General features: G+C 68.2%; 21 protein-coding genes and 4 pseudogenes. 13 read left to right on the top strand and 12 right to left on the bottom strand.

Annotation, left to right across the window (positions count from 1 at the left end):
• The coding region (locus OS124_RS27280) for a hypothetical protein (protein WP_010138115.1) at nucleotides 1-724 on the top strand (724 nt) is incomplete at its 5' end.
• A gap of 276 nt (nucleotides 725-1,000) precedes the next feature.
• Here OS124_RS27280 and OS124_RS0104280 read toward each other — a convergent pair.
• The 3 genes from OS124_RS0104280 to OS124_RS0104290 are packed head-to-tail and all read right to left on the bottom strand — an operon-like array spanning nucleotide 1,001 to nucleotide 4,730.
• The gene (locus OS124_RS0104280; RefSeq protein WP_010138116.1) at nucleotides 1,001-3,244 is read right to left on the bottom strand and encodes a TRAP transporter permease; all 2,244 of its coding nucleotides are present in this window, start codon (nucleotides 3,242-3,244) and stop codon (nucleotides 1,001-1,003) included.
• Nucleotides 3,241-3,747 (bottom strand): DUF1850 domain-containing protein, encoded by a 507-nt coding sequence (locus OS124_RS0104285; RefSeq protein WP_010138118.1) that lies wholly within the window; start codon nucleotides 3,745-3,747, stop codon nucleotides 3,241-3,243. Before OS124_RS0104285 ends, OS124_RS0104280 begins: the two co-directional genes overlap by 4 nt.
• The gene (locus OS124_RS0104290) at nucleotides 3,747-4,730 is read right to left on the bottom strand and encodes a TAXI family TRAP transporter solute-binding subunit (RefSeq protein ID WP_010138119.1); all 984 of its coding nucleotides are present in this window, start codon (nucleotides 4,728-4,730) and stop codon (nucleotides 3,747-3,749) included. The genes OS124_RS0104285 and OS124_RS0104290 overlap by 1 nt, the downstream gene beginning before the upstream one ends.
• A gap of 128 nt (nucleotides 4,731-4,858) precedes the next feature.
• On the opposite strand from OS124_RS0104290, the gene hutG reads away from it, so the two are divergent.
• From hutG to OS124_RS0104310, 4 genes are all read left to right on the top strand, one after another.
• Nucleotides 4,859-5,686, top strand: a complete 828-nt coding sequence (gene hutG, locus OS124_RS0104295) for an N-formylglutamate deformylase (protein WP_010138120.1) — start codon at nucleotides 4,859-4,861, stop codon at nucleotides 5,684-5,686.
• Between the two features lies 1 nt (nucleotide 5,687).
• Nucleotides 5,688-7,100 carry a formimidoylglutamate deiminase gene (locus OS124_RS0104300; RefSeq protein ID WP_010138121.1) on the top strand — a complete coding sequence of 471 codons (1,413 nt, stop codon included), beginning with the start codon at nucleotides 5,688-5,690 and terminating at the stop codon, nucleotides 7,098-7,100.
• Between the two features lie 33 nt (nucleotides 7,101-7,133).
• Nucleotides 7,134-7,883, top strand: a complete 750-nt coding sequence (locus OS124_RS0104305; protein ID WP_010138122.1) for an IclR family transcriptional regulator — start codon at nucleotides 7,134-7,136, stop codon at nucleotides 7,881-7,883.
• 134 nt (nucleotides 7,884-8,017) lie between these two features.
• Complete coding sequence (locus OS124_RS0104310; protein ID WP_010138123.1) at nucleotides 8,018-8,959, top strand: MYG1 family protein; 942 nt, start codon at nucleotides 8,018-8,020, stop codon at nucleotides 8,957-8,959.
• Between the two features lie 65 nt (nucleotides 8,960-9,024).
• On the opposite strand, the gene OS124_RS0104315 is transcribed toward OS124_RS0104310, so the two are convergent.
• Complete coding sequence (locus OS124_RS0104315; RefSeq protein WP_010138124.1) at nucleotides 9,025-10,041, bottom strand: cyclase family protein; 1,017 nt, start codon at nucleotides 10,039-10,041, stop codon at nucleotides 9,025-9,027.
• A complete protein-coding gene (locus OS124_RS0104320; RefSeq protein WP_010138125.1) occupies nucleotides 10,026-10,973 on the bottom strand; it encodes a 3-hydroxyacyl-CoA dehydrogenase family protein in 948 nt (315 codons plus the stop codon). Before OS124_RS0104320 ends, OS124_RS0104315 begins: the two co-directional genes overlap by 16 nt.
• Nucleotides 10,974-11,085: 112 nt before the next feature.
• Between OS124_RS0104320 and OS124_RS0104325 the strand changes: the two genes are divergently transcribed.
• The 4 genes from OS124_RS0104325 to OS124_RS0104340 are packed head-to-tail and all read left to right on the top strand — an operon-like array spanning nucleotide 11,086 to nucleotide 13,731.
• The gene (locus OS124_RS0104325; protein WP_029375159.1) at nucleotides 11,086-12,417 is read left to right on the top strand and encodes a short-chain fatty acid transporter; all 1,332 of its coding nucleotides are present in this window, start codon (nucleotides 11,086-11,088) and stop codon (nucleotides 12,415-12,417) included.
• 12 nt (nucleotides 12,418-12,429) lie between these two features.
• Complete coding sequence (locus OS124_RS0104330; protein ID WP_237708069.1) at nucleotides 12,430-12,726, top strand: YciI family protein; 297 nt, start codon at nucleotides 12,430-12,432, stop codon at nucleotides 12,724-12,726.
• A 1-nt stretch (nucleotide 12,727) separates the two neighbouring features.
• A complete protein-coding gene (catC, locus tag OS124_RS0104335; protein ID WP_010138130.1) occupies nucleotides 12,728-13,018 on the top strand; it encodes a muconolactone Delta-isomerase in 291 nt (96 codons plus the stop codon).
• On the top strand, nucleotides 13,015-13,731 hold the full coding sequence (locus tag OS124_RS0104340) for an SDR family NAD(P)-dependent oxidoreductase (RefSeq protein ID WP_010138131.1): 717 nt from the start codon (nucleotides 13,015-13,017) through the stop codon (nucleotides 13,729-13,731). The genes catC and OS124_RS0104340 overlap by 4 nt, the downstream gene beginning before the upstream one ends.
• Nucleotides 13,732-13,808: 77 nt before the next feature.
• On the opposite strand, the gene pcaD is transcribed toward OS124_RS0104340, so the two are convergent.
• From pcaD to OS124_RS0104355, 3 genes are all read right to left on the bottom strand, one after another.
• Complete coding sequence (gene pcaD / locus OS124_RS0104345; protein ID WP_010138132.1) at nucleotides 13,809-14,585, bottom strand: 3-oxoadipate enol-lactonase; 777 nt, start codon at nucleotides 14,583-14,585, stop codon at nucleotides 13,809-13,811.
• Nucleotides 14,586-14,596: 11 nt separating this feature from the next.
• Nucleotides 14,597-15,490, bottom strand: coding sequence for a LysR family transcriptional regulator (locus OS124_RS23645; RefSeq protein ID WP_010138133.1), 894 nt, complete (start codon nucleotides 15,488-15,490; stop codon nucleotides 14,597-14,599).
• Between the two features lie 238 nt (nucleotides 15,491-15,728).
• Nucleotides 15,729-16,379, bottom strand: coding sequence for a TetR/AcrR family transcriptional regulator (locus OS124_RS0104355; protein ID WP_010138134.1), 651 nt, complete (start codon nucleotides 16,377-16,379; stop codon nucleotides 15,729-15,731).
• A 150-nt stretch (nucleotides 16,380-16,529) separates the two neighbouring features.
• Between OS124_RS0104355 and OS124_RS0104360 the strand changes: the two genes are divergently transcribed.
• Nucleotides 16,530-17,675 carry an efflux RND transporter periplasmic adaptor subunit gene (locus tag OS124_RS0104360; RefSeq protein ID WP_010138135.1) on the top strand — a complete coding sequence of 382 codons (1,146 nt, stop codon included), beginning with the start codon at nucleotides 16,530-16,532 and terminating at the stop codon, nucleotides 17,673-17,675.
• A gap of 9 nt (nucleotides 17,676-17,684) precedes the next feature.
• Complete coding sequence (locus OS124_RS0104365; RefSeq protein WP_010138136.1) at nucleotides 17,685-20,807, top strand: efflux RND transporter permease subunit; 3,123 nt, start codon at nucleotides 17,685-17,687, stop codon at nucleotides 20,805-20,807.
• Nucleotides 20,808-20,919: 112 nt separating this feature from the next.
• On the opposite strand, the pseudogene OS124_RS28245 reads toward OS124_RS0104365, so the two are convergent.
• The 4 pseudogenes from OS124_RS28245 to OS124_RS26405 form a co-directional block, all read right to left on the bottom strand.
• Nucleotides 20,920-21,438, bottom strand: a pseudogene (locus OS124_RS28245) (ATP-binding cassette domain-containing protein).
• 13 nt (nucleotides 21,439-21,451) lie between these two features.
• Nucleotides 21,452-22,198 (bottom strand): annotated as a pseudogene (locus OS124_RS27870) (sulfate ABC transporter permease); the annotation flags it as partial.
• Nucleotides 22,178-22,877: pseudogene (cysT, locus tag OS124_RS27875) on the bottom strand (sulfate ABC transporter permease subunit CysT); the annotation flags it as partial. The pseudogenes cysT and OS124_RS27870, both read right to left, overlap by 21 nt.
• Nucleotides 22,878-22,896: 19 nt before the next feature.
• Nucleotides 22,897-23,338, bottom strand: a pseudogene (locus tag OS124_RS26405) (sulfate ABC transporter substrate-binding protein); the annotation flags it as partial.
• A 222-nt stretch (nucleotides 23,339-23,560) separates the two neighbouring features.
• On the opposite strand from OS124_RS26405, the gene OS124_RS27880 reads away from it, so the two are divergent.
• Entirely contained in the window at nucleotides 23,561-23,905 is a 345-nt protein-coding gene (locus tag OS124_RS27880; protein ID WP_272941941.1) for an Lrp/AsnC family transcriptional regulator, read from the top strand.
• Between the two features lie 443 nt (nucleotides 23,906-24,348).
• Nucleotides 24,349-26,649: Ig-like domain-containing protein (locus OS124_RS0104390; RefSeq protein WP_168161431.1), on the top strand; the 2,301-nt coding region annotated here is incomplete at its 3' end.

The following is a 26,649-nucleotide window of genomic DNA, read 5'->3' on the forward strand; positions in this document are numbered from 1 at the left end:
GGGGCTCGCGCTCAGGCTGCGCTGGTTGCTGGAAGGCCGGGCGCTCTACAAGAACCGCTTCCGCATCCCCTGGCAGAACTACGTCGCTGCCAAGCTGGTCACGCGCCTGTTGCCGGGGGGCCGCCTGCCCCAGGCGCTGCTGCGGCTCAGGGGTGCCTTGCCGGCGGGCACCGCCCCGGCGCCGGTGATCTGCCTCGCCCACAGCCGGTTGACCTTCGCGCTTCAGCAGGCCCTGGGCGACGCCGGCCTGGCTCCGGTCCTGCTGCGTAGTCCGAAGCGACGCGACTTCGAGGACGGCAAGCTGCGCGCGCCGCGCCTCGAGGACCGCGATTTCATCCCCGCCGACAGTCGCGCCCTGATCGAGATCCGCAAGGCCGTGAAGGCGGGTCGACCGGTTCTGGCCCCCCTGGACCTCACGCTGCGGCGCCCCGGCACCCTGTACCAGGATCGCTACCTGGGCACGGCGCTTTTCGACATGGCGGACAGGCTGGGCACTCCGCTGGTCTTTGCGGCGCTGCAGGTCACCGACGAGGGAGCGATCGCCGTCACCCTCGCCCCCGCGCCCCCGGGCACAGACAGGGCCGCCGCCTTCACCGCCTTCCTGACGCGGGAAACCGGGTCCGCCCCCGGCTGGCGGCCCGTGGCCGTCCCGGGTCAGATCGCCACGCCACGCCGACAGTTCTACAAGCTGAGCCTGATCCCACCCGATCAAGACCCGACCTAGCCCCCCACGCGATCCCCGTCGCAGCCCGCCTGAAACGCCTGGCCCAGGCCGGAGCGAGCGCCGAAGCGCCGGCGCCCCTGTCCCGGGCCCGGAGGGGGAGGTCAGTCACTATGGTGGGAATGCAGCGGGCTCTGCCGCTCGCTTCGCCCCCGCCTGGCCTGTCTGCGGCATGGCGGGTGTCGAACCGGGGCGACCATCGCGGCGTTGCCGGACGGCCGGGAGCCTTCAGGGGTCGGCCGCCGCCCCGCGCGAAGCGAGGCGGCGGCCCTTGTCACATCAGGCCGCGGCCGGGCTGGAGCCCGACCCTGTCGGCCGCAATAGGATCGCCAGCACCACCAGCGCGCCGATGGTGATCGCAATGAAGTTGGTCGAGATCAGCAGCAGGCCCGCGAGGGTCAGCACGATCTTCTCCCACAGCACCAGCGAGCGGCGGAACCAGCCGATATAGGCCGCCGAGAGCGCCAGCACACCGGTCAGGCCCGAGAGCAGCGCGGTGATGAACTCGAGCCAGGTGAACTCGACGAACAGCAGGCTGGGCGCGTAGATGAACATGAACGGCACCAGCGCCTTGCCCATCGACAGGCGGAAGGCCGTCGTCCCCGTGGTCATCGGCTCGGACCGCGCCAGACCCGCTGCTGCATAGGCGGCCAGTGCCACCGGCGGCGTCACGTCTGCCAGCACCCCGAAGTAGAAGACGAAGAAGTGCGTGGCGATCAGCGGCACCCCGAACTCGGTCAGCGCGGGGGCGGCGATCGAGGCCAGGATGATGTAGGTCGGCGTCGTCGGGATGCCTGCGCCCATGATGATGCAGGCGATGGCGACGAAGATCAGGCCGAAGAACAGCGCCATGCCCTGCTCGGAGAGCAGGCCGGTGAAGTCGATCATGGTGACCCAGCCGGCCAGGTCATGGGCCAGCTCGACCACGGCGGCCGAGAACTTGAAGCCGAGACCGGTCAGCGTGGTCATGCCCAGCAGGAAGCCCACGCAGGCACAGGCGGCACCGATGGCCAGGGCGAACTTGGCCCCGTCCTCGAAGCCCCGCACCAGGCGCGGCGGCGTCAGCACGGTGGAGGTGTCCATCGTGGTATTGCCGAACTGGCGCATGATCAGCGGCACGTAGCTGCAGACGATGGTCAGGATGATGCCCCAGAAGGCGGCGAGGAAGGGCGTGTACTGCATCAGCAGCATGGCCACCATGACGCCCAGCGGGATGAACAGGTGCCAGGACTTGGCCAGCACCTTGCCGAACTGGGGGATGTTCTCCTTGGTCATGCCGGTCAGGCCCAGCTTCTTGGCTTCCAGGTGCACCATCAGCAGGATGGCGATGTAGTGGAAGGCCGCCGGCACGATGGCGATCAGGATCAGCTCGTTGTAGGGGATGCCCAGCATCTCGGTCATCACGAAGGCCGAGGCGCCCATGATCGGCGGGGTGATCTGCCCCCCGCAGGAGGCCGAGGCCTCGACCGCGCCCGAGAAGCGCCCCGAGAAGCCGGACTTCTTCATCAGCGGAATGGTGAAGGCCCCCGTGGTCACCGTGTTGGCAATGGGTGAGCCCGAGATCATGCCGAAGAAACCGGAAGACACGACCGAGACCTTGGCCGAGCCGCCAGAAGCGCGGCCCGCGATGATCGTCGCGAGGTCGATGAACAGCTGCCCCAGGCCCGACATCTGCGCCAGGATCCCGAACAGCACGAAGTGGAACACGTAGGTCGCCACGACGCCGACGGCGACGCCGTAGATGCCCTCGGTGCCGATGAACAGGTGGTTGATGATCCGGGTGATCGAGTAGCCGCGGTGCGCGAAGATGCCCGGCAGGTAGGGACCGAACAGCGCGTAGATCAGGCAGCCGATGCCGATATAGGCCAGGGTCGGGCCCATGGTGCGGCGGGTCGCCTCCAGCGTCATCATGATGGCGATCAGACCCATCATGTAGACCGGCTGGGGCGGATTGCCGACGTTCTCGATGAAGATGTAGTGGAAGAAGATCGACAGGTAGGCCGAGAAGCCCGCGCCGGCGGCGGCAAAGATCCAGTCACGCAGGGCGATCTTCTCGGGGTCGGCGTTGCGGCGGTTGATCGGCAGGGTCAGCCCGGTCAGCACCAGCACCACGGCGATGAAGACATACTTCGTCGCACCCTCGGGCAGCGAGGGCAGGATGGACCACAGCAGGTAGAGGTAGAAGGCCGCGAAGATCCCGGATTCGATCCAGAGCTTGCGGTTCGGCCTGGCGCGCTTGCGCGGGAAGACCAGGAAGATCAGCCCCATGACGAAGGTCAGGTGGATCGTCCGGTGCATCACCTCGTTCAGCAGGCCGAAGCCGGCGGTGTAGACGTGGAACAGCGACAGGACCACCGAGGCGATGGTCACGAAGATCGCGGTCGGGCCGACGAGGTTGCGGAAGTTCGATTCGGAGTCGTACTCGCGCACCAGCGCTTCGACTTCGTCGGCGGTGAATTCGTGGTCGCCGTCAGCGGCGGTATGGCCGCGATTGTCGGCCTTGGGGGGGCTGTCCTGGGTCACTCGGTGATCTCCTCGTCGCAGGGGGCAAGGGTAAGCGCGGAATGGCCGAGCGTGGCCAGGGGCAGCTCGGTTCCGGCAACATGCAGGGTGTTCTTGAATTGCGCCTGGATGCGCAGCGGGATCGGGCCCGTATAGCGATTCATGTCGAGAATGAAATGCCCATTCTCGTGCCGCCAGCCGGTGGCATCCATGTCATTGGCGATCGAGGGCAACCCCGCACCATGGGCCATGAAGATCTCGCTGGTCTGCAGGATGCGGCCGTCCTCGATCCGGTAGGTATCGGTGACCGGCGTCCGCGAGACCGAGTGGATGAAACTCAGTTCAAAGGTCGCATCGGGACCGAGCGGCACGCGTTTCACCAGCGCCTGCCCCCCCCGCGTCTCGCTGAGGCACAGGGCCGCGCCAGGGGCCGCCGCCGCACCGGCGCCGGCCTCCGTGGCAAGGAAAGGGGCGGCGACCAGCGCCGCCGCCCCTGCCCCGCGGAGAAATCCGCAGAGGCTCATTACTTGGAAACACCCTTTTCGGTGAAATAGGCCTCGGCGCCGGGGTGAACCGGGATCGAGACGCTTTCCAGCGCGGTGTCCAGCGAGATGCGCTTGCCCATCGGGTGCACCTGGCCCAGGGTCTCGGTGTTCTCGTAGAGCGCCTTGGCAACCGCGTAGACGACATCCTCGGGGACATCGGCGTGGGTGGCCCAGATGGCGCGCACGGCCAAGGTGTCGACGTCGGCGTCGATGCCCTTGTAGCTGCCGGCGGGAACCGAGGAGTTGGCGTAGTAGGGCTGGGTTTCCTGCAGCTTGGCAATCGCCGGGCCGTTCAGCGGAACGATGGCGATGTCATGGCCGTTGGCCAGGTCGGTGACCGAAGAGGTCGGCAGGCCGGCGGTGATCAGCGAGGCGTCGAGGTTGCCGTCCTTGATCTTGTCGACCGACTGCGCGAACGAGGAGTAGTCCTCGTTGACGTCTTCGCGGGTCATGCCATGGGCTTCCAGCAGGTCACCCAGCAGCTGCCACTGGCCCGAACCCGGCGAACCCGACGAGATCGACTTGCCCTTCAGGTCCTCGAAGGTGGCGATGCCGCTGTCGGCGCGCACGACCAGCTGGACGGTCTCGGGGTAGAGGGCGCCGATGGCGCGCAGGTTCTCGATCGGCTCACCTTCGAACTGGCCCTTGCCGTGGTAGGCGGCGTCCAGGATGTCGGCGGCGACGAAGGCGGATTCGATCTCGCCACGGCCCAGCAGCTGCGCGTTGGCAACCGAGGCGTTGCCGGTCTCGGCGGTGGCCGACAGCTTGGTGTCGGTCAGCTCGGCGGTGTTCGAGATCAGCTGTGCCAGCATGCCACCCAGCGGGTAGTAGGTGCCGCCGGTGCCGCCGGTGGCGATGCCGAAGAAGGTGCGGCTCTGGGCCAGGCCCGGGGTGCCCAGGGCGGCCAGCGTGGCCGCTGCGGCGGAGGTGCCAAGGAAGTGGCGGCGGGAAAGGGTCATCATTGATCCTCCTAGATCTGTTGGCTCTCCACGCGGACGGACGCACCGGGGCGCGCGGGGAGAATGATCAAATCTTGACCTCCAAATTTTATATGTCAATATTTCATTTCAAATATGAAAGGCGGCACGCAATGACCTCCGACGCGGGCAAATCCATGCAGACACCTCTATTTCACAGGCTGCAGGGCAGTTCTCCACTGCTGCTGAACGTGCCCCATGCGGGCACCGAGCTGCCCGATTCCCTGCGTGCGGCGCTGACGGAAGAGGCACTGGACCTCTGCGATACCGACTGGCACATGGACCGCATCGCCCGCGACGTGCTGCCCGGGGGCGCCAGCCTCATGACCGCGCGCCAGTCGCGCTACGTGGTCGACCTGAACCGTCCCGCCGATGACCTGCCGCTCTATTCCGGCAACACGACCGGGCTGATCTCGACCATCGACTTCGACGGCACCCCCCTCTATCGCCCCGGGCAGGAGCCCGACGAGGCCGAACGCGCGGCGCGGATCGAGGGCTACTGGACGCCCTACCACGTCGCGCTGGCCGCCGAGATCGAGCGCATCCGCGCCCTGCACGGCTATTGCCTGATGCTGGATGTCCATTCGATCCGCAGCCGCGTGCCGCGCCTTTTCGAGGGCCGCCTGCCCGATCTGAACCTCGGCACCAACTCGGGCGACAGCTGCGCCCCCGCCCTGTCGGATGCCGCCTTCGCCGCGCTCGAGGCCAGCCAGTTCAGCGCCGTGCGCAATGGCCGTTTCAAGGGCGGCTTCATCACCCGTCACTACGGTCAGCCCGCCCGGGGTGTCCACGTCCTGCAGATCGAGATCGCGCAGGAGTGCTACATGCTGGAAGAGACCCCCTGGACCTACCTGCCCGAGCGCGCCGACCAGCTGAAGGTCGCCCTTGCGGCCCTGATCGCCGCCATGACCTCCTTCACCCCCGAAGCGGAGCTTTCCTGACATGACCGCCCCCACCCTGCCCGGCGCCCACTTCCGCCTTGCGCTGACGCCCGATGGCTGGCGGCGCAATCTCTCGGTGCATTTCGCCGCGGACGGCACCATCGGCGAGATGTTCGAGGACGACAATCCGACCGGCCTGCCGGTCTACGAGAACCCCGTCGTGCCCGGCATCACCGACCTGCACAGCCATGCCTTCCAATATGCGATGGCCGGCCTGTCCGAGGTGCGCCGCAACCCGGTGGACAGCTTCTGGTCCTGGCGCGACATCATGTACTTCTTCGCCCTGACCCTCTCGCCCGAGGACATGCAGGCGGTCGCGGCGCGGCTCTACCTGTCGCTGCTCAAGGGCGGCTATACCGGCATCGTCGAATTCCACTACGTGCACAACGATCTCGACGGCACGCCCTATGCCCGCCGAGAGGAACTGTCGCTGGCGATCTTCGAGGCGGCCCGCGCGACGGGGCTGGAGCTCACGCACCTGCCCGTTTTCTACGCACATTCCAATTTCGGCGGTGCGGCTCCGACCGAGGGTCAGCGGCGGTTCATCCAGGATCTGGACGGCTATCACGCCATGCTGGACGCCCTGCGCGCCCCTGCGGCCGAGGCGGGTCATGTCCTCGGGATGGCGCCGCATTCGCTGCGCGCCGCGACGCCCGACGAGATCACCCGGCTGATGCAGATGCGCGACGAGATGCTGCCCGGCTGCCCGGTACATATCCATGTCGCAGAGCAGATGAAAGAGGTCGAGGACTCGCTGGCCTGGGGTGGCAAGCGGCCGGTCGACCAGCTCTATGACATCGCGCCGGTGGATGAGCGCTGGTGCCTGATCCATGCCACCCACCTGACGGCCGGGGAAGTGACGCGGATCGCCCGCTCGGGCGCGACCGTGGGCCTTTGCCCGTTGACCGAAGCCAACCTGGGCGACGGGATCTTTCCGGGCTCCGACTTCCTCGCGCAGGGCGGTCATTTCGGCATCGGCTCGGACAGCAACATCGCCAGCGTCGCGGCGCAGGAACTGCAGATGCTCGAGTACAGCCAGCGGCTGCGCGACCGTCAGCGCAACGTGCTGGCCGATGCGCAGCGGCCCCATGTGGCGGCCAACCTCTGGACCCGTGCGGCCCTTGGCGGCGCCCGCGCGGCGGGCCGCCCCGAAGGCGCCATCGCACCCGGCGGCATGGCCAGCTTCGTCGAGCTGACCAGCCCCGAACCCGAGGCCCTGCTGCCGGTTGCCGAAGAGGTCTGCCTCGACTTCCACGTCTTCGCCGGACGCGGGTTCAACGTCGGCGACGTGGTTGTCCGGGGCCGGAAGGTCGTCCAGTCTGGCAGCCACCCGCAGGAAGAGGCGATCCTGGCGGATTACGCTGCCGCCATGCGCCGCATCGCGGCCCGCCTCGACGACCGCAAGGCCGGCTGATCCGGCGACACCCCCAGGAGGTGCCCACAGGCGATGGCCAAGGAACCCGACTACCGCTCGAACTCGCTGCTGCGGGGCCTCAGCATTCTTGAATGCTTCGATCACCGCCATGCCGAGATGAGCCTGTCCGAGATCGCCGAGGCGATCTCGGTCACCAGTTCCGCGGCCTATCGCTTTGTCGTCACGCTTGAACGTGAAGGCTACCTGACCCGCGACGACAACCGCTACCGGCTGGCGCCGCGGGTCATGGACCTGGGCTATCGCTACCTGGCCTCGCTGGATGTCTACGACGTCGCGCGCCTGCCCGCCGATGCGCTGCGTGACGCCACCGGCTTCACCGTGCATGTCGCCCTGCTGCAGGGCACCGAGATCGTCTATGTCTACCGCGCCCTGTCAGAGCGGGCGATGGTGTCGAACGTGCCGGTCGGCACCCGCCTGCCCGCCTTCTCGACCACCATGGGGCGGGTGCTGCTCAGCGACCTGCCCGAGCAGAGCCTGACCCAGCTCTTCGAGGGCTACCCCTTCGAACGCATGAGCCCCGCCGCCCCCCAGTCACTGGACGAGCTGCGCGCGCTGCTGAAGGACGACCGCGCCCGGGGCTACGTCGCGCAAAGCTCTCACCTGGCCACCGGCACGCTGTCGATCGCGGCGCCGCTGGTCTCGCGGCACGGGCGCTACGTGGCGGCGATGAACCTGTCGGGCCACGAATTGCAGCTCAGCCCGGATGACGCGACCATCGCCAGGGTGCTGGAGACGGCCCGGACGATCTCTCAGCTGCTCTGAACGCCGCGCGCCCGCCTGCCCCTCCGGCACCGGCCTCTCGGCACGCTTTTCCCGACACCCGTCAACTTCGCGCTATGAAACCCGGCCATAGACTGACACTAGAGCGCGACCACGAGCGACAGCAGGACAGTCAGATGACCATCACCACCCTTGTCACCCATTCCGGCGGTTTCCATGCCGACGAGGTCCTGTCGACCGTCATCCTGGGTCGCCTTCACCCGGCGGCCGAGGTGGTGCGCAGCCGCGACCCTGACTGGATCTGCCCCGCAGAGGGCCGCCTGGTCTACGACGTCGGCGGGCGCTACGACCCCGAGGCCGGGATCTTCGATCACCACCAGCGCGAAAGCCCGCTGCGCGAGGACGGCACGCCCTACAGCTCTTTCGGGCTGGTCTGGAAGCACTTCGGCCTCGACTACCTGCGCAGCTTCGACATCCCCGAAGAAGACCTGGCCGGGATCCATGCCGCGTTCGACCGCAGCTTCGTGCTGCCGGTCGACCAGGTCGACAACGGCACCGTCAGTGTCTCCGAGGCCGGGCCGCTTGCCTCGCTGACCCTGCCCGGCCTGATCGAGACCCTGAAGCCGGTCTTCGACGATACCGACCCGGCCAGCCTCGAGGAGGCCTTTGCCTCGGCGGTCGCCATCGCGCGCAGCTTCGTCGAGGCCCGGGTGGCGCGCAGTGCCGCCAAGCGCCGGGCCGAGCTGCTGGCTGCCGAGGCGGTGCGCGCCGCCGGTGACAGCGCCATCCTCGAGCTGCCGATGGGAATGCCCTTCCGTCCCGCCGTGATCGAGGCCGGGGCCGACCACCTGCTCTTCGTGATCACCCCGCGCGAGGGCGGCGACTGGTCGCTTGGCGGCATCCGCAAGCACGACGAGGGTTTCGAACAGCGCGCCGACCTGCCGGCAGCCTGGGGCGGCCTCTCGGGCGCCGAGCTGGAGGCGGTTTCGGGGGTTGCCGGGGCCAAGTTCTGCCACAAGGCGCTGTTCGTCGCCGCAGCCGCGAGCCGCGAGGCAATCCTGCAAATGGCCGAGCTGGCGGTGGCAGAGGCGCAGCGCAGCCCCGAACCGGCAGCCTGAGACAGGCGCGCATCCCCTCCCCGCAATGAAATCGGGCCGCACCCCGGGGTGCGGCCCTTTTGCGTTCACAGCGTCGCCACCGGCGTCACCGGAGAGCCGATGGCCCCCGGCAGGTAGAGCGGCGGCGCGGTCAGGAAGACCGAGTGGCGCCCCGCCGCCTGCAGGGCCTCGGCGAGGTCGCGCAGATACCACAGCTCGGCCAGCGGCAGGCCCAGCTTGAACAGGCAATGGTGGTGCAGCGGCAGGCGCAGGCAGCAGGCGTGCGGGTCCGCGTCCGGGTTCTCGACCGCGTAGTTGTCGGCGGCGATGGCGGCGATGCGGCTCTCGGTGATCCAGTCATGCAGCGCCGCGTCGGTGCCGTCGAGCACGGCGCCCACGTGATGTTGCAGGGTCTCGGGGTCCGGGGCCTGCTGCATCTCGACCAGCGCCTCGGCATAGCCGGTGCGCAGCATCAGGATATCGCCCGGCCGCACCTCGATCCCGTCCTTCGACAGCACCTCCTCGAGGAGGCTGCGCGTGATGATCACCCGCTCGCGCCCGAAGTGGCGGGTGAAGTCGACCATCACCCCGCGCCCCTGCACCGGCGTCTTGGCCATCTCGGCCACCGAAAGACGGCGCGCGTAAGAGCCATGCGCCCCCACCTCGCCATCGCCCAGCACGTCCACGTCGGCGCGATGACCGTTGTAGTAACAGCGCTCGGCCACCCCGTCGCCATCGGCATCGAACAGGGCGCCGACATGGGCCAGCGAATCCCACTGGGTCGAGTACTGCGTCGACATCAGCACCTGGTCATCCGACAGCACGTCCTTCAGCAACGGATCGACGTTGCTGAGCGGGTAGTTGATGTAGGGCGTTTCCCCAAGGCAGGTCGGGGCCAGCCGGGGCGGATGACGGCGCGGGTTCAGCTGGACCTTGCCCGGCAGGTCCAGCGGCAGCGACAGGCAAAAGGCCCGCCCCTCGCGGATTTCCGAGACCGCCGCCAGCCGCGCGGCCTCGGTGATGTAGTTCAGCGTGCCCAACTGGTCGTCGGGACCGAAATCGCCCCAGTTGCTGCCCTCGGGCCGGTTCACCCATTGCGGCATGTCGTATCCTCCTCATCCTTCGTGTCCGTATCGGACACCCCTTTCGCATCCGTCCCGGACGACAGCGCCACCACCTGCGGCAGCAGCGCCTCGATGCGGGCCATATGGGCCCGCCGCTCGGGGGTCCAGTCGTAGAACCCCTGCCCCGCCTTGCGGCCCGTCTGACCGGAAGCGACCTTGTCGGCCAGCACCTCGGGCGGGGTTCGGCGGGCATCGAGATCCTCGTAGAGATAGCGCGCGATGTTGAGATGCGTGTCCAGCCCGTTCAGGTCGCGCTGCAGGAAGGGGCCGATCAGCGCCAGCCGCACGCCGAGGGAATAACGTGTCACAGTGTCGATGGTCTCGGCGTCGGCGACACCGCTGTCGAGCAGGTGGAAGCATTCGCGCATCAAGGCGTGTTGCAGGCGGTTGGCGATGAAGCCCGGCACATCCGCCGCGAGGCAGGCGGGCTTCTTGCCCGTCTCTTCCAGCAACGCCGCGACTCGGGCGACGACCTCGGGCGCGGTGTCCGGGCCGGGCACCACCTCGACCGCCGGAATCAGGTCGGCGGGATTGAAGAAATGGGCGATCAGGAACCGCCGGGGATGGCGCATCCCACGGGTCAGCTCGGAGGTGCGCAGGCCCGAGGTATTCGAGGCGATCACCGTCTCAGGGGCGAAGAACGCCTCCAGCTCGGCCATCACCCGATGCTTCAGCGAGAGCACCTCGGGCACCGCCTCGATCACCAGGTCGCAGTGCTGCCAGTCCCCGCCAAGATCCTGAACCGACGCGACAAACAGCGGTGCGGCGTCACCGTCGCCGAAGCTGGCCCGTGCCCCCTCGCGGGCCTCGGGCGAGGGATCGACCAGCGCGACAGCGGCGCCCGCCCCCAGGAAGTGGCGGCAGATCCGGGATCCCATAATCCCGGCCCCGATGACGGTGATGCGGTGCATGGCTGGCTCTCCTCACAAATCGGTTGACAATATAAATAATCACTGGTGATTAGCAATAGATATCACTGAGGACACTGGGCGGGGATTGGAGCCCCGGCCGGAGGAGGACAACTTGAACGCGCTTACCAACTTTTTCACCCGCATCATCACGCGGTTCATGCCCGATCCGCTGGTCGTGGCGATCATCCTGACCGCTCTGGCGGCGATCTTCGCCATGGTCACCCAGGGCAGCGGCTTCTTCGAGGTCACCCGGTTCTGGGGTGACGGCTTCTGGAACCTGCTGGCCTTCACCATGCAGATGACCGTCATCCTGCTGGCCGGCTACATCCTGGCCCGCACCCCGGCGGTCGACAAACTGATGGACTACCTGGTCATGGGCGTCTCCTCGCCCCGCGCCGCGGTGATCCTGGCCACCCTCGTCGGCGGCGTCGGCTCGTGGCTGAACTGGGGCTTCGGCCTCGTGCTGGGCACGCTGATCGCGCAGAAGCTGGGCGCCAAGGTGAAGGGCCTGCACTACCCGCTGGTCATCGCCGCCGGCTACTCGGGCTTCGCGGTCTACGGCGTCGGCCTCTCGGGCTCGGTGCCGCTGCTGCTGAACACCCCCGGCCACTTCCTGGAAGAGACCATCGGCCTGGTGCCGCTGAGCGAGACCATCTTCTCGCCCTACCTGATCGTGATGAACCTGGTGCTGCTGGTCACCCTGCCCTTCTTCAACGCCATGCTGCATCCGAAGAACCCGGCCGATGTCTTCGAGGCCAAGCCCGAGGCAGAGCTGCCGGTCGCCGCGGCCAAGATGGAAGACCGCACCCTGGCCGAACGCCTGAACCATTCGCCGGTGATCGGCCTGGCCATGGGCCTGTTCGGCCTGCTCTACGTGGTGCTCTACCTCGTCGACGGCGGTGGCGTGACGCTGAACTTCATCAACCTGCTGTTCCTGTCGCTGGGCATCACCCTGTTCGTCACCCCCAGCCGGTTCCTGGCCGCGCTGAGCGAGGGCATCAAGGTCGTCAGCGGGATCATCATCCAGTACCCCTTCTACGCCGGTATCCTTGCGATCCTGTCCGGCTCGGGCCTGGTCGTGTCGCTGGCCGGCTGGTTCGTGTCGATCTCCAGCGCCGAGACCCTGCCGATCTCGTCCTTCTTCGCCGCCGGCCTGATCAACCTCTTCGTGCCCTCGGGCGGTGGTCAGTGGGTCATCCAGGGCCCGGTGATGATGGAAGCCGCCAAGCAGCTCGGGGCCTCGATCCCGGCCACGGCGCTGGCGGTGCAGATCGGTGACCAGTGGACCAACATGGTCCAGCCCTTCTGGCTGCTGCCGGCCCTGGCGATCTCGGGCCTGAAGCTGAAGGACTTCATGGGCTACATGGTCATGATCCTGTTCTTCACCGGCGCCATCTTCCTGGCCACGGTGACGATCTGGGGCCTGCTCGGCGCGGGGGCCTGACCCTTGCCCTTCATGGTCGAAACCTATGACAAACCCGGATGCGCAGACCTGCGCATCCGACTCCGCCCGGCCCATCTCGACTATCTCGAGGCCAACCGGCACCTGCTGCTCGCCTGCGGCGCCAAGCTCGACGACGCCGGCGAGCTGGCCAGCGGCGGTCTCTACGTCCTCGACGTCGAGACCCGGGCCGAGGCGGAGGCCTTCATCAAGGCCGATCCCTTCCATGAAGGCGAGCTGTTCGAGAGGGTCTTCGTGACCCGCTGGCGCAAGGCCTATCTCGACGGACGAAATACCCTGAACGAGGACTGAGATGCTCTACCAAGTCGAGATGACCGTCAACATTCCCGCCGACCTGGACCCCGCCGTCGCGGAAGAAACCAAGGCGCGCGAGAAGGCCTATTCGCAGGAGCTCCAGCGCTCCGGCGTCTGGCGCCACATCTGGCGCAAGTCCGGGCTTTACGAGAACACCTCGATCTTCGACTGCCGTGACAACGAACACCTGCACGAGGTGCTCATTGGCCTGCCGCTCTATCCCTACATGGAGATGCAGATCACCCCGCTCGGCCGTCATCCCTCGTCTATCCGGGAGGACGACCGTTGAGCCTGTTCCAGCGCCGCGCCGCCGTCATCACCGGAGGCGCACAGGGCATCGGCGCCGCGATCACCGCGCGCCTGAAGGCCGACGGCTTCCGCACCATCGTGCTGGACATCGCCGAGCCGCAGGGCGGGGCCGATGTCTTCCACCGCATCGACCTGTCGGACGCGGCTGCCTCCCAGGCGCTCTGTGCCGACATCGCCGCCGGGGAAGAGGTCACCTGCCTGGTGAACAATGTCGGCATTGTCGCCCCGGCGCCCCTCGAAGACGTTGCCCTGGGCGACTTTGACCGGCTTATGCAGGTCAACCTGCGGCCCTCGATCATCTGCGCGCAGGCCTTCCTGCCGGCCATGAAGGCCGCCGGCGGCGGGCGCATCGTGATGAACACCAGCCGCGTCACACTCGGCAAGGAGCTGCGGACGCTCTATTCCGCCACCAAGGGCGCGGCGCAGTCCATGGCCCGCACCTGGGCGCTGGAGCTGGGCCCGCACGGGATCACGGTCAACTGCGTGGCCCCCGGCCCGATCGGCACCGAGGCCTTCTGGAAGAACAACCCGCCCGAAGCGCCGCGCACCCGCGAGATCATCGAGAACGTGCCTGTCCGCCGTGTCGGCACCGGCGAGGACGTGGCCAATGCGGTCTCGTTCTTCTGCGCGCCAGAGGCGGGCTTCGTGACCGGACAGACGCTGTTCGTCTGTGGCGGGGTCACGGTCGGCTGACCTCCCCTCCCCTGCGAGGCAGGCAGGCAAAAGGGCCGCTCCTTCCGGGGCGGCCCTTTGTCGTTGTCGCGCCGGGCTCAGCCCAGATGCGCCAGAAGCAGGTCGGCGAAGACGCGGGGCTGCTCGACGCAGGGCAGATGGCCCGCCTCGGCGATGGTCTCGAACCGCGCGCCCGCAATGCCCTCGGCGGTCGAGCGGACCAGTTCGGGCGGGGTCGAGCTGTCTTCGGCGCCGACCACGACCTGCGTCGGCTGGGTGATCCGGGCCAGGTCGGCGCGGTAATCCGCATCGCGGATCGCGGCGCAGACGGCGGCATAGCCGGTGGCCGGGGTCCGTTCGAGCATCATCCGCCACATGGCGAAATCCTCGGTCTGGCGATAGGGCGCGGCAAACCAGCGCTCAAGGATCGCATCGCCGATGCTGGCGATGCCGCTGGCCAGCACCGTCTCGATCCGCGGGTTCCAGATATCGGGCGCGCCGATCTTGGCGGCGGTGTCGGAGAGCACGAGATGGGTCATTCCCTGCGGACGACGCACCGCGAGACGTTGCATGATCAGCCCGCCGACCGACAGGCCGACGCCGACGAAGCGCTCGATGCCGTGGTGGTCCAGCAGCGTCTCGACGTCATCGGCCAGGGTCTCGATGGTCAGCGACGGCCCGGCGACGCTGAGACCATGGCCGCGCTTGTCCTGGCGCAGGATGCCCCAGCTTTCCGGCAGCAGCGCCACCACCCGGTCCCAGACCCGCAGGTCGGTCCCGAGCGAGTTGGCAAAGACCACCGTCGGCGCGCCGTTCATCGCGGGCCGGTAGCCGTGGTAGATCCCCTCGAACGCGGTAAAGCTTTCTGTGCGCATGACTGTCTCCTTCATTCTGGCATCCCGTCCAGGCAGGACAGGAACAACTCCAGCGCCGGGCTTTCCCGGTGCTGCTGGTAAACGATGCTGATGTTCGCCGTCTCGTCCACGTCGGTCAGCGGGCGATAGACCACGTCCTGCATGACGAGGTTCTTCATCGACTCGGGCACCACGGCCAGGCCCAGCCCCGCCGAGACCAGGCTGACGATCGAGGCGAACTGAGGGCAGCGGTGCACCACCTGCGGGGCGATGCCGACCGCCGCGAAGGCCCGGTGCATCGAGGCCGAGAAGCCGGTGCTGGGCGGCAGGTGGGTGCCGATGAAGCTTTCCGACGCGAGGTCGGCCAGGCGCACGCCGTCACTGGCCGCCTGGGGATGATCGACGGGCAGCGCAATCCACAGCCGTTCCTGCAGCAGGGTGCGGGTCACCACGTTCTCGGGCATGTTCGGATAGGGAAGGCGCACGATCCCGGCGTCGAGATTGCCGGCAGAGACCTCGGGATACTGCAGGTCCAGGTCCATAGCCGTGAGCTGCAGCCGCACATCCGGGGCACGGTCGCGATAGAGCCGCAGCAGGCGCGCCAGCACGCCGCTGTAGGAGGCGGCGCCGATGTAGCCAAGCGCCAGCTCTCCGATCCGCCCCTGCCCGACCTGCAGCGCCACCTCCTGCGCCTTCGCCGCGTGCCGCAGGACCGCACGCGCCTCGGGCAGCAGCAGGCGGCCCGCCGGCGCCAGCTCGACCTTGCGCCGGTTGCGTTCAAAGAGCATGGTGCCGATCAGTTCTTCCATCTGCTTGAGTTGCTGGGTCAGTTGCGGCTGCGAGATGCCCAGACGCTCTGCCGCCCGCCCGAAGTGAAGCTCTCCGGCCAGGGTGACCAGAAGTTCGTAGTGCCTCAGCGTGAGCATGGCGAATAAGTCCCTGTTTTTAATTTGTTACCCTTATAAATCACGAAGGGCCGCCCGGCCAGCAGGAAGCGCGCGGCGCCGCGATTTGCATGCGGTTTGCCGCGCATCTGCGCGGTTGTGCAGCGGGCGGCGGAGCGGTCGGCGTGGCGGTGCAGGCAGGGTTGGGGGAAGGTGTGACGGGATCCACCGAGCGGCCCGGACGAGGTCGGCGTTACGTCCCTCAGCCGGGAGCGGGCCGTCAGGACACGCCGGACAGAAAGATCGACAGCCCGTAGTTGAAACGGGCCTCGCAGGCCTTGATCGACGGCCTGAACTGGGGGCTGACCAGCACCTCGAGGATGGGCGGATGCAGCATGTCCATCAAAAGCGCGGCAGCCGCGGCGGTGTCGGAGATCTTCAGCTCGCCCCGGGCGACGGCCAGGTCCAGCTCCCATTGCAGGCGGGCCTGCTTGGTGCGGGGACCGTTCTCGAGGCAGCGGCTGGCCAGTCGCGGGTGATGCTCTGCCTCGGCGATGGCCAGGCGCAGCAATGCGACCGGCAGGTCCCAGGCCTCGGAGGGCTCGTCGAAACGGAACAGCCGTCGCAGCCGGGCCTCGAACCCCGCGCCGTCGTCCTCGGTGACGTCCTGGCAGTGCAGCGCGGAAAAGCGGCGCTCCAGATAGGCATCAAACAGCGAGTCGCGATCCTGGAACATGTCGTAGACCGTCTGCTTCGACATCCCGGCGCGGCGGGCAATGGTCGACATCGTCATCCCCGCCAGACCGACCTCGCGGAACAGGTCGTCGAGCGCCGACAGGATCCGGTCGCGACGTTCGCCCGGATCCATCGCCACGGGCCGGCCCCGCGTCCGGCGTGGTTCGGCGACGTCTTTCTGTGCATCCTGTGTCATCGCGGCCCTTCCTCCGGCTCTGCCCGCGCAGCGGGGACGGATTAGGCTTGCAGACAGCCCGCCACCCGATTTAAGAGACTCGCGAGTCTTGTATGAGAGTCACGGGCAGCCGCCAAGCGTTTTCCCTGTCTTCCCCGAAAGGAGCCTTAAATGGCCCAAGTCGTCAAGTCGCCCCTTCGGGCGTTCGTCACCGTGTTCGCCATCACCTGTGCCGGAGCGGTCCAGGCCCAACAGGGGGCCGGAATGCCGCCCCCTGCCGTCACGGTCGAGTCCATGCAGCCGCAGGCGCTGACACTGACCTCGACCCTGCCCGGCCGGGTCCGTGCCTCGGCCGAGGCAGAGGTGCGCCCCCAGGTGAACGGCATCATCACCGAACGCCTGTTCCGCGAAGGCTCGATGGTCAGCGAGGGCGACGTGCTCTTCCGCATCGACCCGACCACCTACGAGGCGGCGGTGGCCCAGGCCCGCGCCTCGGTCAAGGCGGCCGAAGCCCAGCTGAGCGCGGCCGAACGTGAATTCACCCGGGTGACCGAGCTGAACGAGCGCGGCGTGGCGACCCAGGCGGCGATGGATACCGCCGTTTCGGCCCGCGACACCGCGCTGGCCCAGGTCGACGTGGCCCAGGCCGCGTTGCGCACCGCCGAGATCCAGCTGGAGCACACCGAGGTGCGGGCGCGGCTGTCCGGGCGCATCGGCCTGTCCGAGGCCTCGCCCGGGTCTCTGGTCACGGCCAGCCAGGCCACGGCGCTGGCGACGATCCGCAAGCTGGACGTCGTGCACGTCGACGTGACCCAATCCGCCGCCGAGATGCTGCAACGCCGTCGCGGCGGCAGCGACGAGCTTGACGACGCGCCGGTCTCGCTGACCCTCGCCGATGGCACGGCCTTCGACCACACCGGCCTGCTGACCGCGGCCGAACCCCATGTGGACGAGCAGACCGGCGTGGTGGTGCTGCGGATCGAATTCGTCAATCCCGACATGCTGCTGCTGCCCGGCATGTACGTGCAGGTCGAGATGCCGTCTCGCCAGGTCGAGAGCGCCTTCCTCGTCCCGCAGGAGGCCGTCACCCGCGACCGCCGCGGCAATCCCCAGACCCTGGTCGTCGGCGCCGACGGTACGGTCGAACAGCGCCCCCTGACGGTGCTGCAGGACCGCGGCGCCACCTGGGTCGTGACCGATGGGCTGGCGCCCGGCGACAAGGTGATCGTCGAAGGCCTGCAACGGGCCGCCCCCGGCGCCACGGTGGCGCCGCAGGAACGCGAACGCACCGCCTCGGCGGCAGCGCTGACTGAGTAAGGGTCTAAAATGGCACGTTTCTTCATCGACCGACCCATCTTCGCATGGGTCATCTCGATCATCATCATGGGGGTCGGCATCCTGTCGATCCTGACCCTTCCCGTCGCGCAGTATCCGCAGATCGCGCCGCCCTCGATCAGTGTCAGCGCCGTCTATCCCGGCGCCTCGGCGCAGACGGTCGCCAACACGGTGACCCAGGTGGTCGAGCAGCAGATGACCGGGCTCGACGGCATGCGCTACATGTCCTCGAACTCTTCCTCGGCGGGCACCTCGTCTATCACCCTGACCTTCGAGACCGGGACCGACCCGGACATCGCCCAGGTACAGGTGCAGAACAAGTTGTCACAGGCCATGCCCCTGCTGCCCGAAAGCGTGCAGCGCCAGGGGGTCACGGTGCGCAAGTCCTCGGCCGGGTTCCTGATGGTGATCTCGCTGATCTCGCCTGACCACTCGATGGACGAGACCGACCTTGCCGACTACCTGCAGACCAACCTCGTCGACGAGATGTCGCGCATCGAAGGCGTGGGCTCGGTCCAGGTCTTCGGCTCGCAATACGCGATGCGCATCTGGCTCGACCCCTCCAAGCTGTCGGCCTACGAGCTGACACCTTCGGACGTGGTCGCCGCCGTATCTTCCGAGAACGCGCAGATTTCGGCCGGGGCCTTCGGCAACCGGCCTGCCCCCGAGGGGCAGATGCTGAATGCCACGATCACCGCGCAGTCGCTGCTGCAGACGCCGGAGGACTTCCGCCAGATCGTCCTGCGCGCCGAATCCAATGGCGGGCTCGTCCTGCTGGGGGACGTGGCCGAGGTCGAGATCGGCTCGGAGGGCTACAACTTCACGGCCAGCTATAACGGCCAGGCCGCGACCGGGATGGCGATCAGCCTGGCGCCGGGCGCCAATGCGCTGGACACCTCCGAGCTGGTGCATGAACGGATGGCCGAGTTTGCCGAGTTCTTCCCCGAGGGCATCGACTACGTCATCCCCTACGACACCACGCCCTTCGTCGAGATCTCGATCGAATCCGTGATCCACACGCTGGTCGAGGCCATCGTGCTGGTGTTCCTGGTGATGTATCTCTTCCTGCAGAACTTCCGGGCGACGCTGATCCCCACGCTGGCGGTGCCGGTGGTGCTTCTGGGCACCTTCGGGATCATGGCCGCCATGGGCTTCACCATCAACACGCTGACCATGCTGGCCATGGTGCTGGCCATCGGCCTGCTGGTCGATGACGCCATCGTGGTGGTCGAGAACGTCGAGCGGGTGATGGAGGAAGACGGCCTGAGCCCCTACGAGGCGACGAAGAAGTCCATGGGCCAGATCACCGGGGCGCTGATCGGCATCGCCATGGTGCTTTCGGCGGTCTTCGTGCCGATGGCCTTCTTCGGCGGCTCGACCGGGGTGATCTACCAGCAGTTCGCGATCACCATCGTCTCGGCCATGGCGCTGTCGGTGGTGGTCGCGCTGACCCTGACGCCCGCGCTCTGTGCCACGATGCTGAAGCAGAGCCATGGCAAGCGCGGCGGCTTCTTCGGCCTGTTCAACCGCGGCTTTGATGCCACCCTGCGCGGCTATGGCCGCTCGGTCGGCGGCATCGTCAAGCGGCCGGTGCGGGTCGGGCTGATCTACCTGGCACTGGTCGCGGCGATGGCGCTGCTCTTCGTGCGGACCCCGACCGGCTTCCTGCCGGACGAGGACCAGGGGATGATGCTGGTGATGATCCAGGCCCCGACCGGCGCCACGCTGGACCGGACCGAAGCGGTGATCGAGACCATCCAGGCCCATTTCCTCGAGAACGAATCCGACGCGGTCGAGGCGGTCTTCGGCGTGGCCGGCTTCGGCTTCGCGGGCCAGGGCCAGAACATGGGCCTCGCCTTCGTGCGGATGAAGGACTGGTCCGAACGCGAGGACCCCTCGCTGTCGGTGCAGGCCGTCGCCGGGCGGGCCTATGGCGCACTGTCGCAGATCCAGGACGCCATGGTCTTCCCGATCGTGCCGCCCTCGGTGCCCGAGCTGGGCAATGCCTCGGGCTTCGACCTGTACCTGCAGGCCCGGGGTGGCCAGAGCCACGAGGAACTGGTGGCCGCGCGCAACCAGCTTCTCGGCATGGCGGCTCAGAGCCCGTTGCTGACCGGGGTGCGTCCGAACGGGCTGGAGGATGCCTCGCAGTTCAAGCTGGACATCGACTGGCGCAAGGCGGGGGCCATGGGGGTCTCGGCCAGCGACGTGTCGCAGCTTCTGGGCGTTGCCTGGGCCGGATCCTACGTGAACGACTTCCTCGACCAGGGCCGGATCAAGCGCGTCTACGTCCAGGGCGAGGCCGAGAGCCGCGCCACGCCCTCGGACATCGCCAAGTGGCGGGTGCGCAATGCCACCGGCGGGCTGGTGCCCTTTGCCAACTTCGCGGAAGGCAGCTGGGAACTCGGCGCGCAGGGCGTCTACCGCTACAACGGCGTGCCGGCGATGCAGATCCAGGGCAACCCGGCGCCCGGCGTCACCTCGGGCGAGGCCATGGCCGAGATCGAGCGCCTGGCCGCCCAGCTTCCGCCCGGTTTCGGCATCTCCTGGACCGGCCTCTCGCTCGAAGAGCGCCAGTCGGGCAACCAGGCGCCCCTGCTCTACGCGCTCTCGCTGGCTGCGGTCTTCCTGTCGCTGGCCGCGCTCTATGAAAGCTGGTCGATCCCCTTCGCGGTGATGCTGGCCATGCCCATCGGGGTGCTGGGCGCGCTGATCGGGGCCTGGCTTGGCGGCTACGAGAACGGGGTCTTCTTCCAGGTCGGCCTGCTGACCGTGATCGGCCTGACCGGCAAGAACGCGATCCTGATCGTCGAGTTCGCACGCGAAAGGGTCGAGGCGGGTGAAGAGCTTCTGGCAGCGACGGTCGAGGCCGCCCGCCAGCGCTTCCGTCCGATCGTGATGACCTCGATGGCCTTCTCGCTGGGCGTGCTGCCGCTGGTGCTTTCCATCGGCGCCGGGTCCGGCGGGCGCAATGCGATCGGCGCGGGCGTGCTGGGCGGTACGATCTCGGCCACGGTGCTGGGGGTCCTTCTGGTGCCGCTGTTCTTCGTCATCGTGACGCGCCTGTTCGCACGGCGCCGCAAGCCGACGGTCGGCGCATCAGCGAAGGCCTGACCACTGCGGGGCGCCTTGAACGAGGCGCCCCGCCCACCAATTCGCCCGCCCCTGCGGGGCGACGGCCGGGGCGGCCGCTGCGGGTGACGCGCCCAGGAGGGCCAGGCGCCGGTCATTGCGCCAGGAAGGTTGCGACGAACTGGCAGGCCGGGATCCCGACCTGCTCGATCCGCCCATCGACATCACCACCACCAGATCCGCCAGTTCCATGGCCTCGTCCTGATCATGGGTCACGAAGACCGTGGTCAGCCCGGTGCGGTCATGGATCTCGCGAAGCCCCCGGCGCAGGTCCTTGCGCACCGTGGCATCCAGCGCGCGGAAGGGGGCGTCCAGCAACAGCATGCGCGGATCGACTGCGCCGGATAGCGCGGCCCGGTGTCGGGAAGCCGGATGAGCTCCGGCAGGCCTGGACCCGCCGGTCGATCTCGGCCCGGTCGGGTCGCGTTCGGCGCGGGCGGGCGCGCAGGCCGGTCGCCTCGCGCCCGGCGAGGATCCGCGGCAGGGTGGTCTTGCCCGACCCCGAGAGCCCAAGCAGGGCCCCCAGCGCCCCCGACGGGATGGCAAGCGAGACCGGGTGCAGCGCGGTCCGGGATCCGAAACTCTTGGCGAGGTCGTCGATGTCGCTGTTCATCGAACCGGTCCTCTTAGTGACGGCGGGTAGCGGCCAGCACATCGGCATGGCGCCATTCCAGCAGCGATTTCAGGGCAAGAGTGATGAGGGCCAGCGAGGCCGCAAGGCTGAAGGCGGCGGTGGCGAGGTACTCTTTGCAGAGCATCTCGACCATGATCGGCATCGTGCTCGTCTCGCCCCGGATCTTGCCCGAGTCGACGGCCACGGCGCCGAATTCGCCCATGGCGCGGGCATTGCCGAACAAGCCATGAAGCAGCGCCCAGCGGATGTTCGGCAGGGTCACGGTGCAGAAGGCGCGTCAACCCGAGGCGCCGAGGCTCAGCGCCGCCTCTTCCTCGGCGCGGCGCTGCTCGACCATCACCGGGATCAGCTCTCGCGCGACGAAGGGGAAGGTGACGAAGAGCGTCGCCAGGACGATGCCGGGCAAGGTCAAGACGATGCGCAGGTCATGGGCGACCAGCCAGCCGCCAAGGGAGCTGTCGCTGCCGCAGAGCAGGACCGGCGCCAGGCCTGCCACCACCGGTGACACGGAAAACGGCAGGTCGATCAGCGTCACCAGCAGCGCCTTGCCGCGGAAGTCGAAGCCCGCGACGGCCGAGGCGGCGGCGACGCCCACCAGGGCGTTGAGCGGCAAGGGGATCGCGGCGACCAGCAGCGTCAGGCCAATGGCCTGACGCGCATCGGGCTGGGCCTGTGCGAGAAGCGCGGCGGGCGGGCCCTCGGCAAGCGCTCCGGCGAAAACCGCCAGCAGCGGCGCAATCTCGGCCTTGAAGGGAAGGTCGCCGGCAATGAAGATCACCGAGCCGAATTCGCCGACCGACCGTGCCAGGGCCAGCGCGAAGCCGGTCACCAGGGCCGGTGTCAGGGTCGGCAGCACCACGCGGCGCAGCGTCACGGCGCCCGAGGCACCGAGGGTGGCCGAAGCTTCCTCGACCTCGGCGTCCAGAGCCTCGATCACCGGCTGTAGGCTGCGCCCGACGAAAGGCAGGCCGATGAAGATCAGGGCCAGCCAGATGCCCGGCTCGGCTTAGGCGATGCGCAGCGGAAGCAGTCGCCCGAAAGCGCCGTTCGGCGCATGGAGCGCAGTCAGCGCGATCCCCGGCCACCGTGGGCGGAAGGGCGAAGGGCAGGTCGACCGCCGCATCGATCAGGCGCCGCCCCGGGAAGCGGTAGCGCACCAGCACCCAGGCCCGCAGCAGTGCGAAGACCAGGTTGAACAGAGTGGCGACGAGGGCCGCCCGGAAGGACAGCCCGAGCGCGCCCCAGACGCACGGCGTGTTCACCGTCTGCCAGACCTCTGCCGGGCCGAGGGCAAGGCCCCGGCCCAGCAAAATGCCGATGGGAAGCAGCACCACGGCGGAAGGCGCCGCAATGGTGACGCCGAAGCTCAGCCGGAAGCCCGGCAAAGGTGACGGGGCGACCAGAGGTCCGAGGGGCATGTCACTGCGCCTCGTGGATCTGGGCGAAGGTGTTGGTGGCGCCGCGTGCGCCGGTGTCCAGCACCGGCACATTGGCGAAAAGCTACGTCATGTAGCCCCGCGCCTGTGCCGCGTCGCCGCCATAGGCATCCAGTGCCCAGGCCCAGCCCGCGAGGAAGTTCCAGCGCGCCCCGCCGGAGGTCTTGCGATAGGGCGTGATGAGGTGGATGTCCTCGCGCACCAGCTCGCCCCAGTCCGCGATCCCCTTCGGATTGCCCTCGCGCACCAGGAAGACGATGGTCGACGCATATGGGGACGCATTATGCGGCAGCCGGGACTGCCAGTCGGCGGCAATCTTGCCAGTGCGCTTCGCAATGACGTCGATATCCGCCGAAAGCGCCAGCGTCACCACCGCCGCCGCGAGCCCGTCGATGACCGCCCGCGCTTGCCACCCCCGAGCCGCCATGGGACTGGCGCAGGATCGGCGCGGCCTTGCCCCCGGCCTGCCAGCAGTCGGCAAACCAGGCGTTGTAGTCGCGGTAGAACTCCCTCGCGGGATCTTAGGACACGTTGAGGATCTGCTCCGCCTCCTGCGCGTGAGCCTGTCGCAGACGCCTTGCTGAAAGCGCATCCAGAAGCATGAGGAAGCGGGAACCATCCGCAGCCGCGTCGCCCTGCTTGCCCCCGAGGCCTTCGGCCTGTCCATCACCACCTTCGTTTCGCTCGAGACGCCCGAACACAGCCCCGAGTGGCGCCGCAGCTTCCTGAACGCCGCAGATCAGATCAGGGCGATCCGCGACAGCTACCACATGGCAGGGGCCTGCGACTACCTGCTGCGCGTCGTCGTGCCCGACATGGCTGCCTTTGACCGGTTCTACGAGGATCTCACGGTGGCGGTGCCCCTGCGCAAGGTCGAGTCGGTCTTCGCCCTGGAAAGCCTGCGCCAACGCACCGCGCTGCCCCTGGACGGGCAGCACTGGACGCCCCGGGGCGGCGCATCGCAGGCGCCCAACCCGTCGCAGCATGCATCGCCTTGCCCGGCAACCTGATCCCGAAGCGCGCTCGCCGACCGCCATTCAACATTTTTCGACGTCCGCGCAACAAAGAAACCCTCCTGCCCCGGCTCGAGCATGGCCCTATGATCCGAGCGCCGTTGCCGGGACCTCCCGGCGCCGCTGACCACACACACTGCCCGCCCCTCCCCTCGCGCCGGTCCGGTTGCGGCAGGTCTTCCTGCGTGCCGGGCACGACGCCTTGGGGCGGGCACCCCAGAGGATCCCAGATGACCCCTGCGCCGCATCCAGTCGCCCCTCGGAACAAGAACAGAGCCGGCCGCGCCGCCAGGCTTGTCCTCGCCGCCCTGACCGGCCATGCCCTGCTAGCCGCGCCGCAGGCCGCCCAGGCCCTGAGCGGTGGGTCAGCCGACTTCGGGGTCCTGTTTCCGGGAAGCTCCTGCCGCACCCGGGTGCAAGTCAGCAGCACTGGCGCCGCGGTGAACATCACAGACGACACCCAAAACGCCTTCTACGCTGGCGGCTCATTTTACTCTGTCCAGGACAATTCGGTCCAACCCTGGGCTCCGATCACCGTCGATGTGCTGGAAAACGCCTGCGGGCTGGAGGATGTCACCGGCCTGGCGCAGAATGGCGCGGACATGACCTACGGCACGGATACCGAGATGTACTTCCGCTTCTCCGGCTTCGTCCCCGGAAAGGGCCGGCGAGAGTTTGATTTCGGTCTCTACGGCGTCACGGACACGGTCATCCGGAAGGTGTCCACCCTGGTCGATCCGGTGCCCGGCGTCACGCTGTCGGCGCTGCCGACCAACTTCCTGGGGCCGACCGAGATCACCCTGACCGCCAGCGAGGCGATCACCGGGCTTTCGGCAGACAGCTTCGAGACAACCAACGCCAGCGTCACCATCGGCGGTTCGGCCGGGGCGAATGAGGTCTCGCTGACCGTGACGCCCGAGGGGCCGGGGCCGGTCTCGGTCAGCCTGCCGGCCGGGGCGGTACGCGACAGTTCCTCCTATCCCAATACCGCCTCCAACGTGGTCACCGGCACGGCGCTCGGCGCCGATACGGTCACGGCGGAGATCGGGACGAGCGCCGATGTGCTGTTCAAGGTTCCCGCCACCCTGTTCCTCACCGGATCGGCCAGCGCGAGCAATTCCGGCGGCTCCTCGGCCCAGGACCTGGCAGACCTCATCACCTGGTCCTGGTCGTTCGGCGACGGCGGCACCAGCCGCGCGCAGAACCCGATCCATACCTATTCTCAGGCCGGCACCTATACCATCCAGCTGACCGCCTGCGTCTACGAGACCTGCGACAGCACCAGCGAGCAGGTCGAGGTCGTTCTCGTGCCCTCCACCATGACCCCGACCCTCTCGGGCTTCAGCGGCGACATCAACGGGCCGCAGACCGTCACGGTAACCTTCAACGCCGGGGTCGATGCCGCAGATCCGCTCGGCCTCGACGATTTCGCGACCACCAACCTGGCGCTGTCGAACCTCTCGGTCGGCTCCCCCCTGCCCGCCTATGACCAGGTCCAGAGCTACACCCTGACCGCGACGCCGCTGGCCGACGGCCCGGTGGCCCTGTCGCTGCCCGCGGGCAAGGTCGCCAACTACGGCAGCGTCGCCAATGCCGCCTCGAACACGCTGAGCGGCACCCGCGACACCACCGCCCCCGTGATCGTCCTGGACGAGCTGATGCGCCCAAGCCTGCCGATGCTGCAGTTCATCGCCGATTTCAGGCATCCAACGGACGCCGCCTTGCCACTGGCCGTCGCTCCCGTGGTCTCGGGCGCGGTGCTCACCGGCGGGCCAACGGTCATCAACCCGCAGGTATTTTCCGTGACCCTCGTGCCGCAACGCGACGGAGAGGTCTCGATCACCTTCCCAGCCGGGGCGCTGGTCGACGCCAGCGGCAACGCCAGCGCCGAGACGCGGACCACCCTCGGCACGGTCGATGTGGACGAGCCGCTGCCGGTGATCTCGGGCTTTCCCTCGGTCGTCGCCGATCCCTTCGAGGCCACGATCACCTTCTCGCGCATGGTCGAGGGTTTCACCTCCGATGACATCCAGGTCACCGGCGGCGCAGTGACGGGCTTCGGCGGCTCGGGCACGACCTACACCGCGACCGTGACCCCCGACGGCAGCCCCGAGATCACCCTGGCCATCCCCGCCGAGGTGGCGCAACACGTCGCCCTGCCGGGTGCGCCGGGGGTCTTCTCGACCGCCGCCACGCCGGTCAGCAGCCGCTTCAACACCGCGCCCCTAGCCGATGCCGGCCCCGACCAGGTCAGCGCCGGCGGCGTGCTGGTCACGCTGGACGGCTCCGGCTCTTCGGACGCGGACGACGATGGGCTGAGCTACCTCTGGACGGGGCCCGCGGACATCACGCTCAGCGATGCCACCGCCGTGCAGCCCAGCTTCACCGCACCCAGCCTCGCCACCGGCGACCCGGACCGGGTGCTCTCCTTCACCCTGACGGTGAACGACGGCACCGAGACGCACAGCGACAGCGTGCAGATCACCCTGCGCGCCGATGTCGGTGTCACCCTCTCGGGCCTGCCCGACAGCTTCAGCGGGCCCGGCCGGCATGAGCTGGCGATCACCTTCTCGCGCCCCGTCACCGGCGTCGAGGCCAGCGACCTGCAGGTCACCGGCGGCAGCGTGCAGTCGCTCTCGGGCAGCGGCGCCAGCTATCTGGCCGTGCTGGAGGCCAGCGGCCAGGGAGACCTCTCGGTCGTGCTGCCCGCCGCCATGGCCGTGGACGGCGATGGCATCCCC

The organism is Oceanicola sp. S124, from assembly GCF_000220565.1.
Lineage (GTDB): Bacteria > Pseudomonadota > Alphaproteobacteria > Rhodobacterales > Rhodobacteraceae > Pseudooceanicola.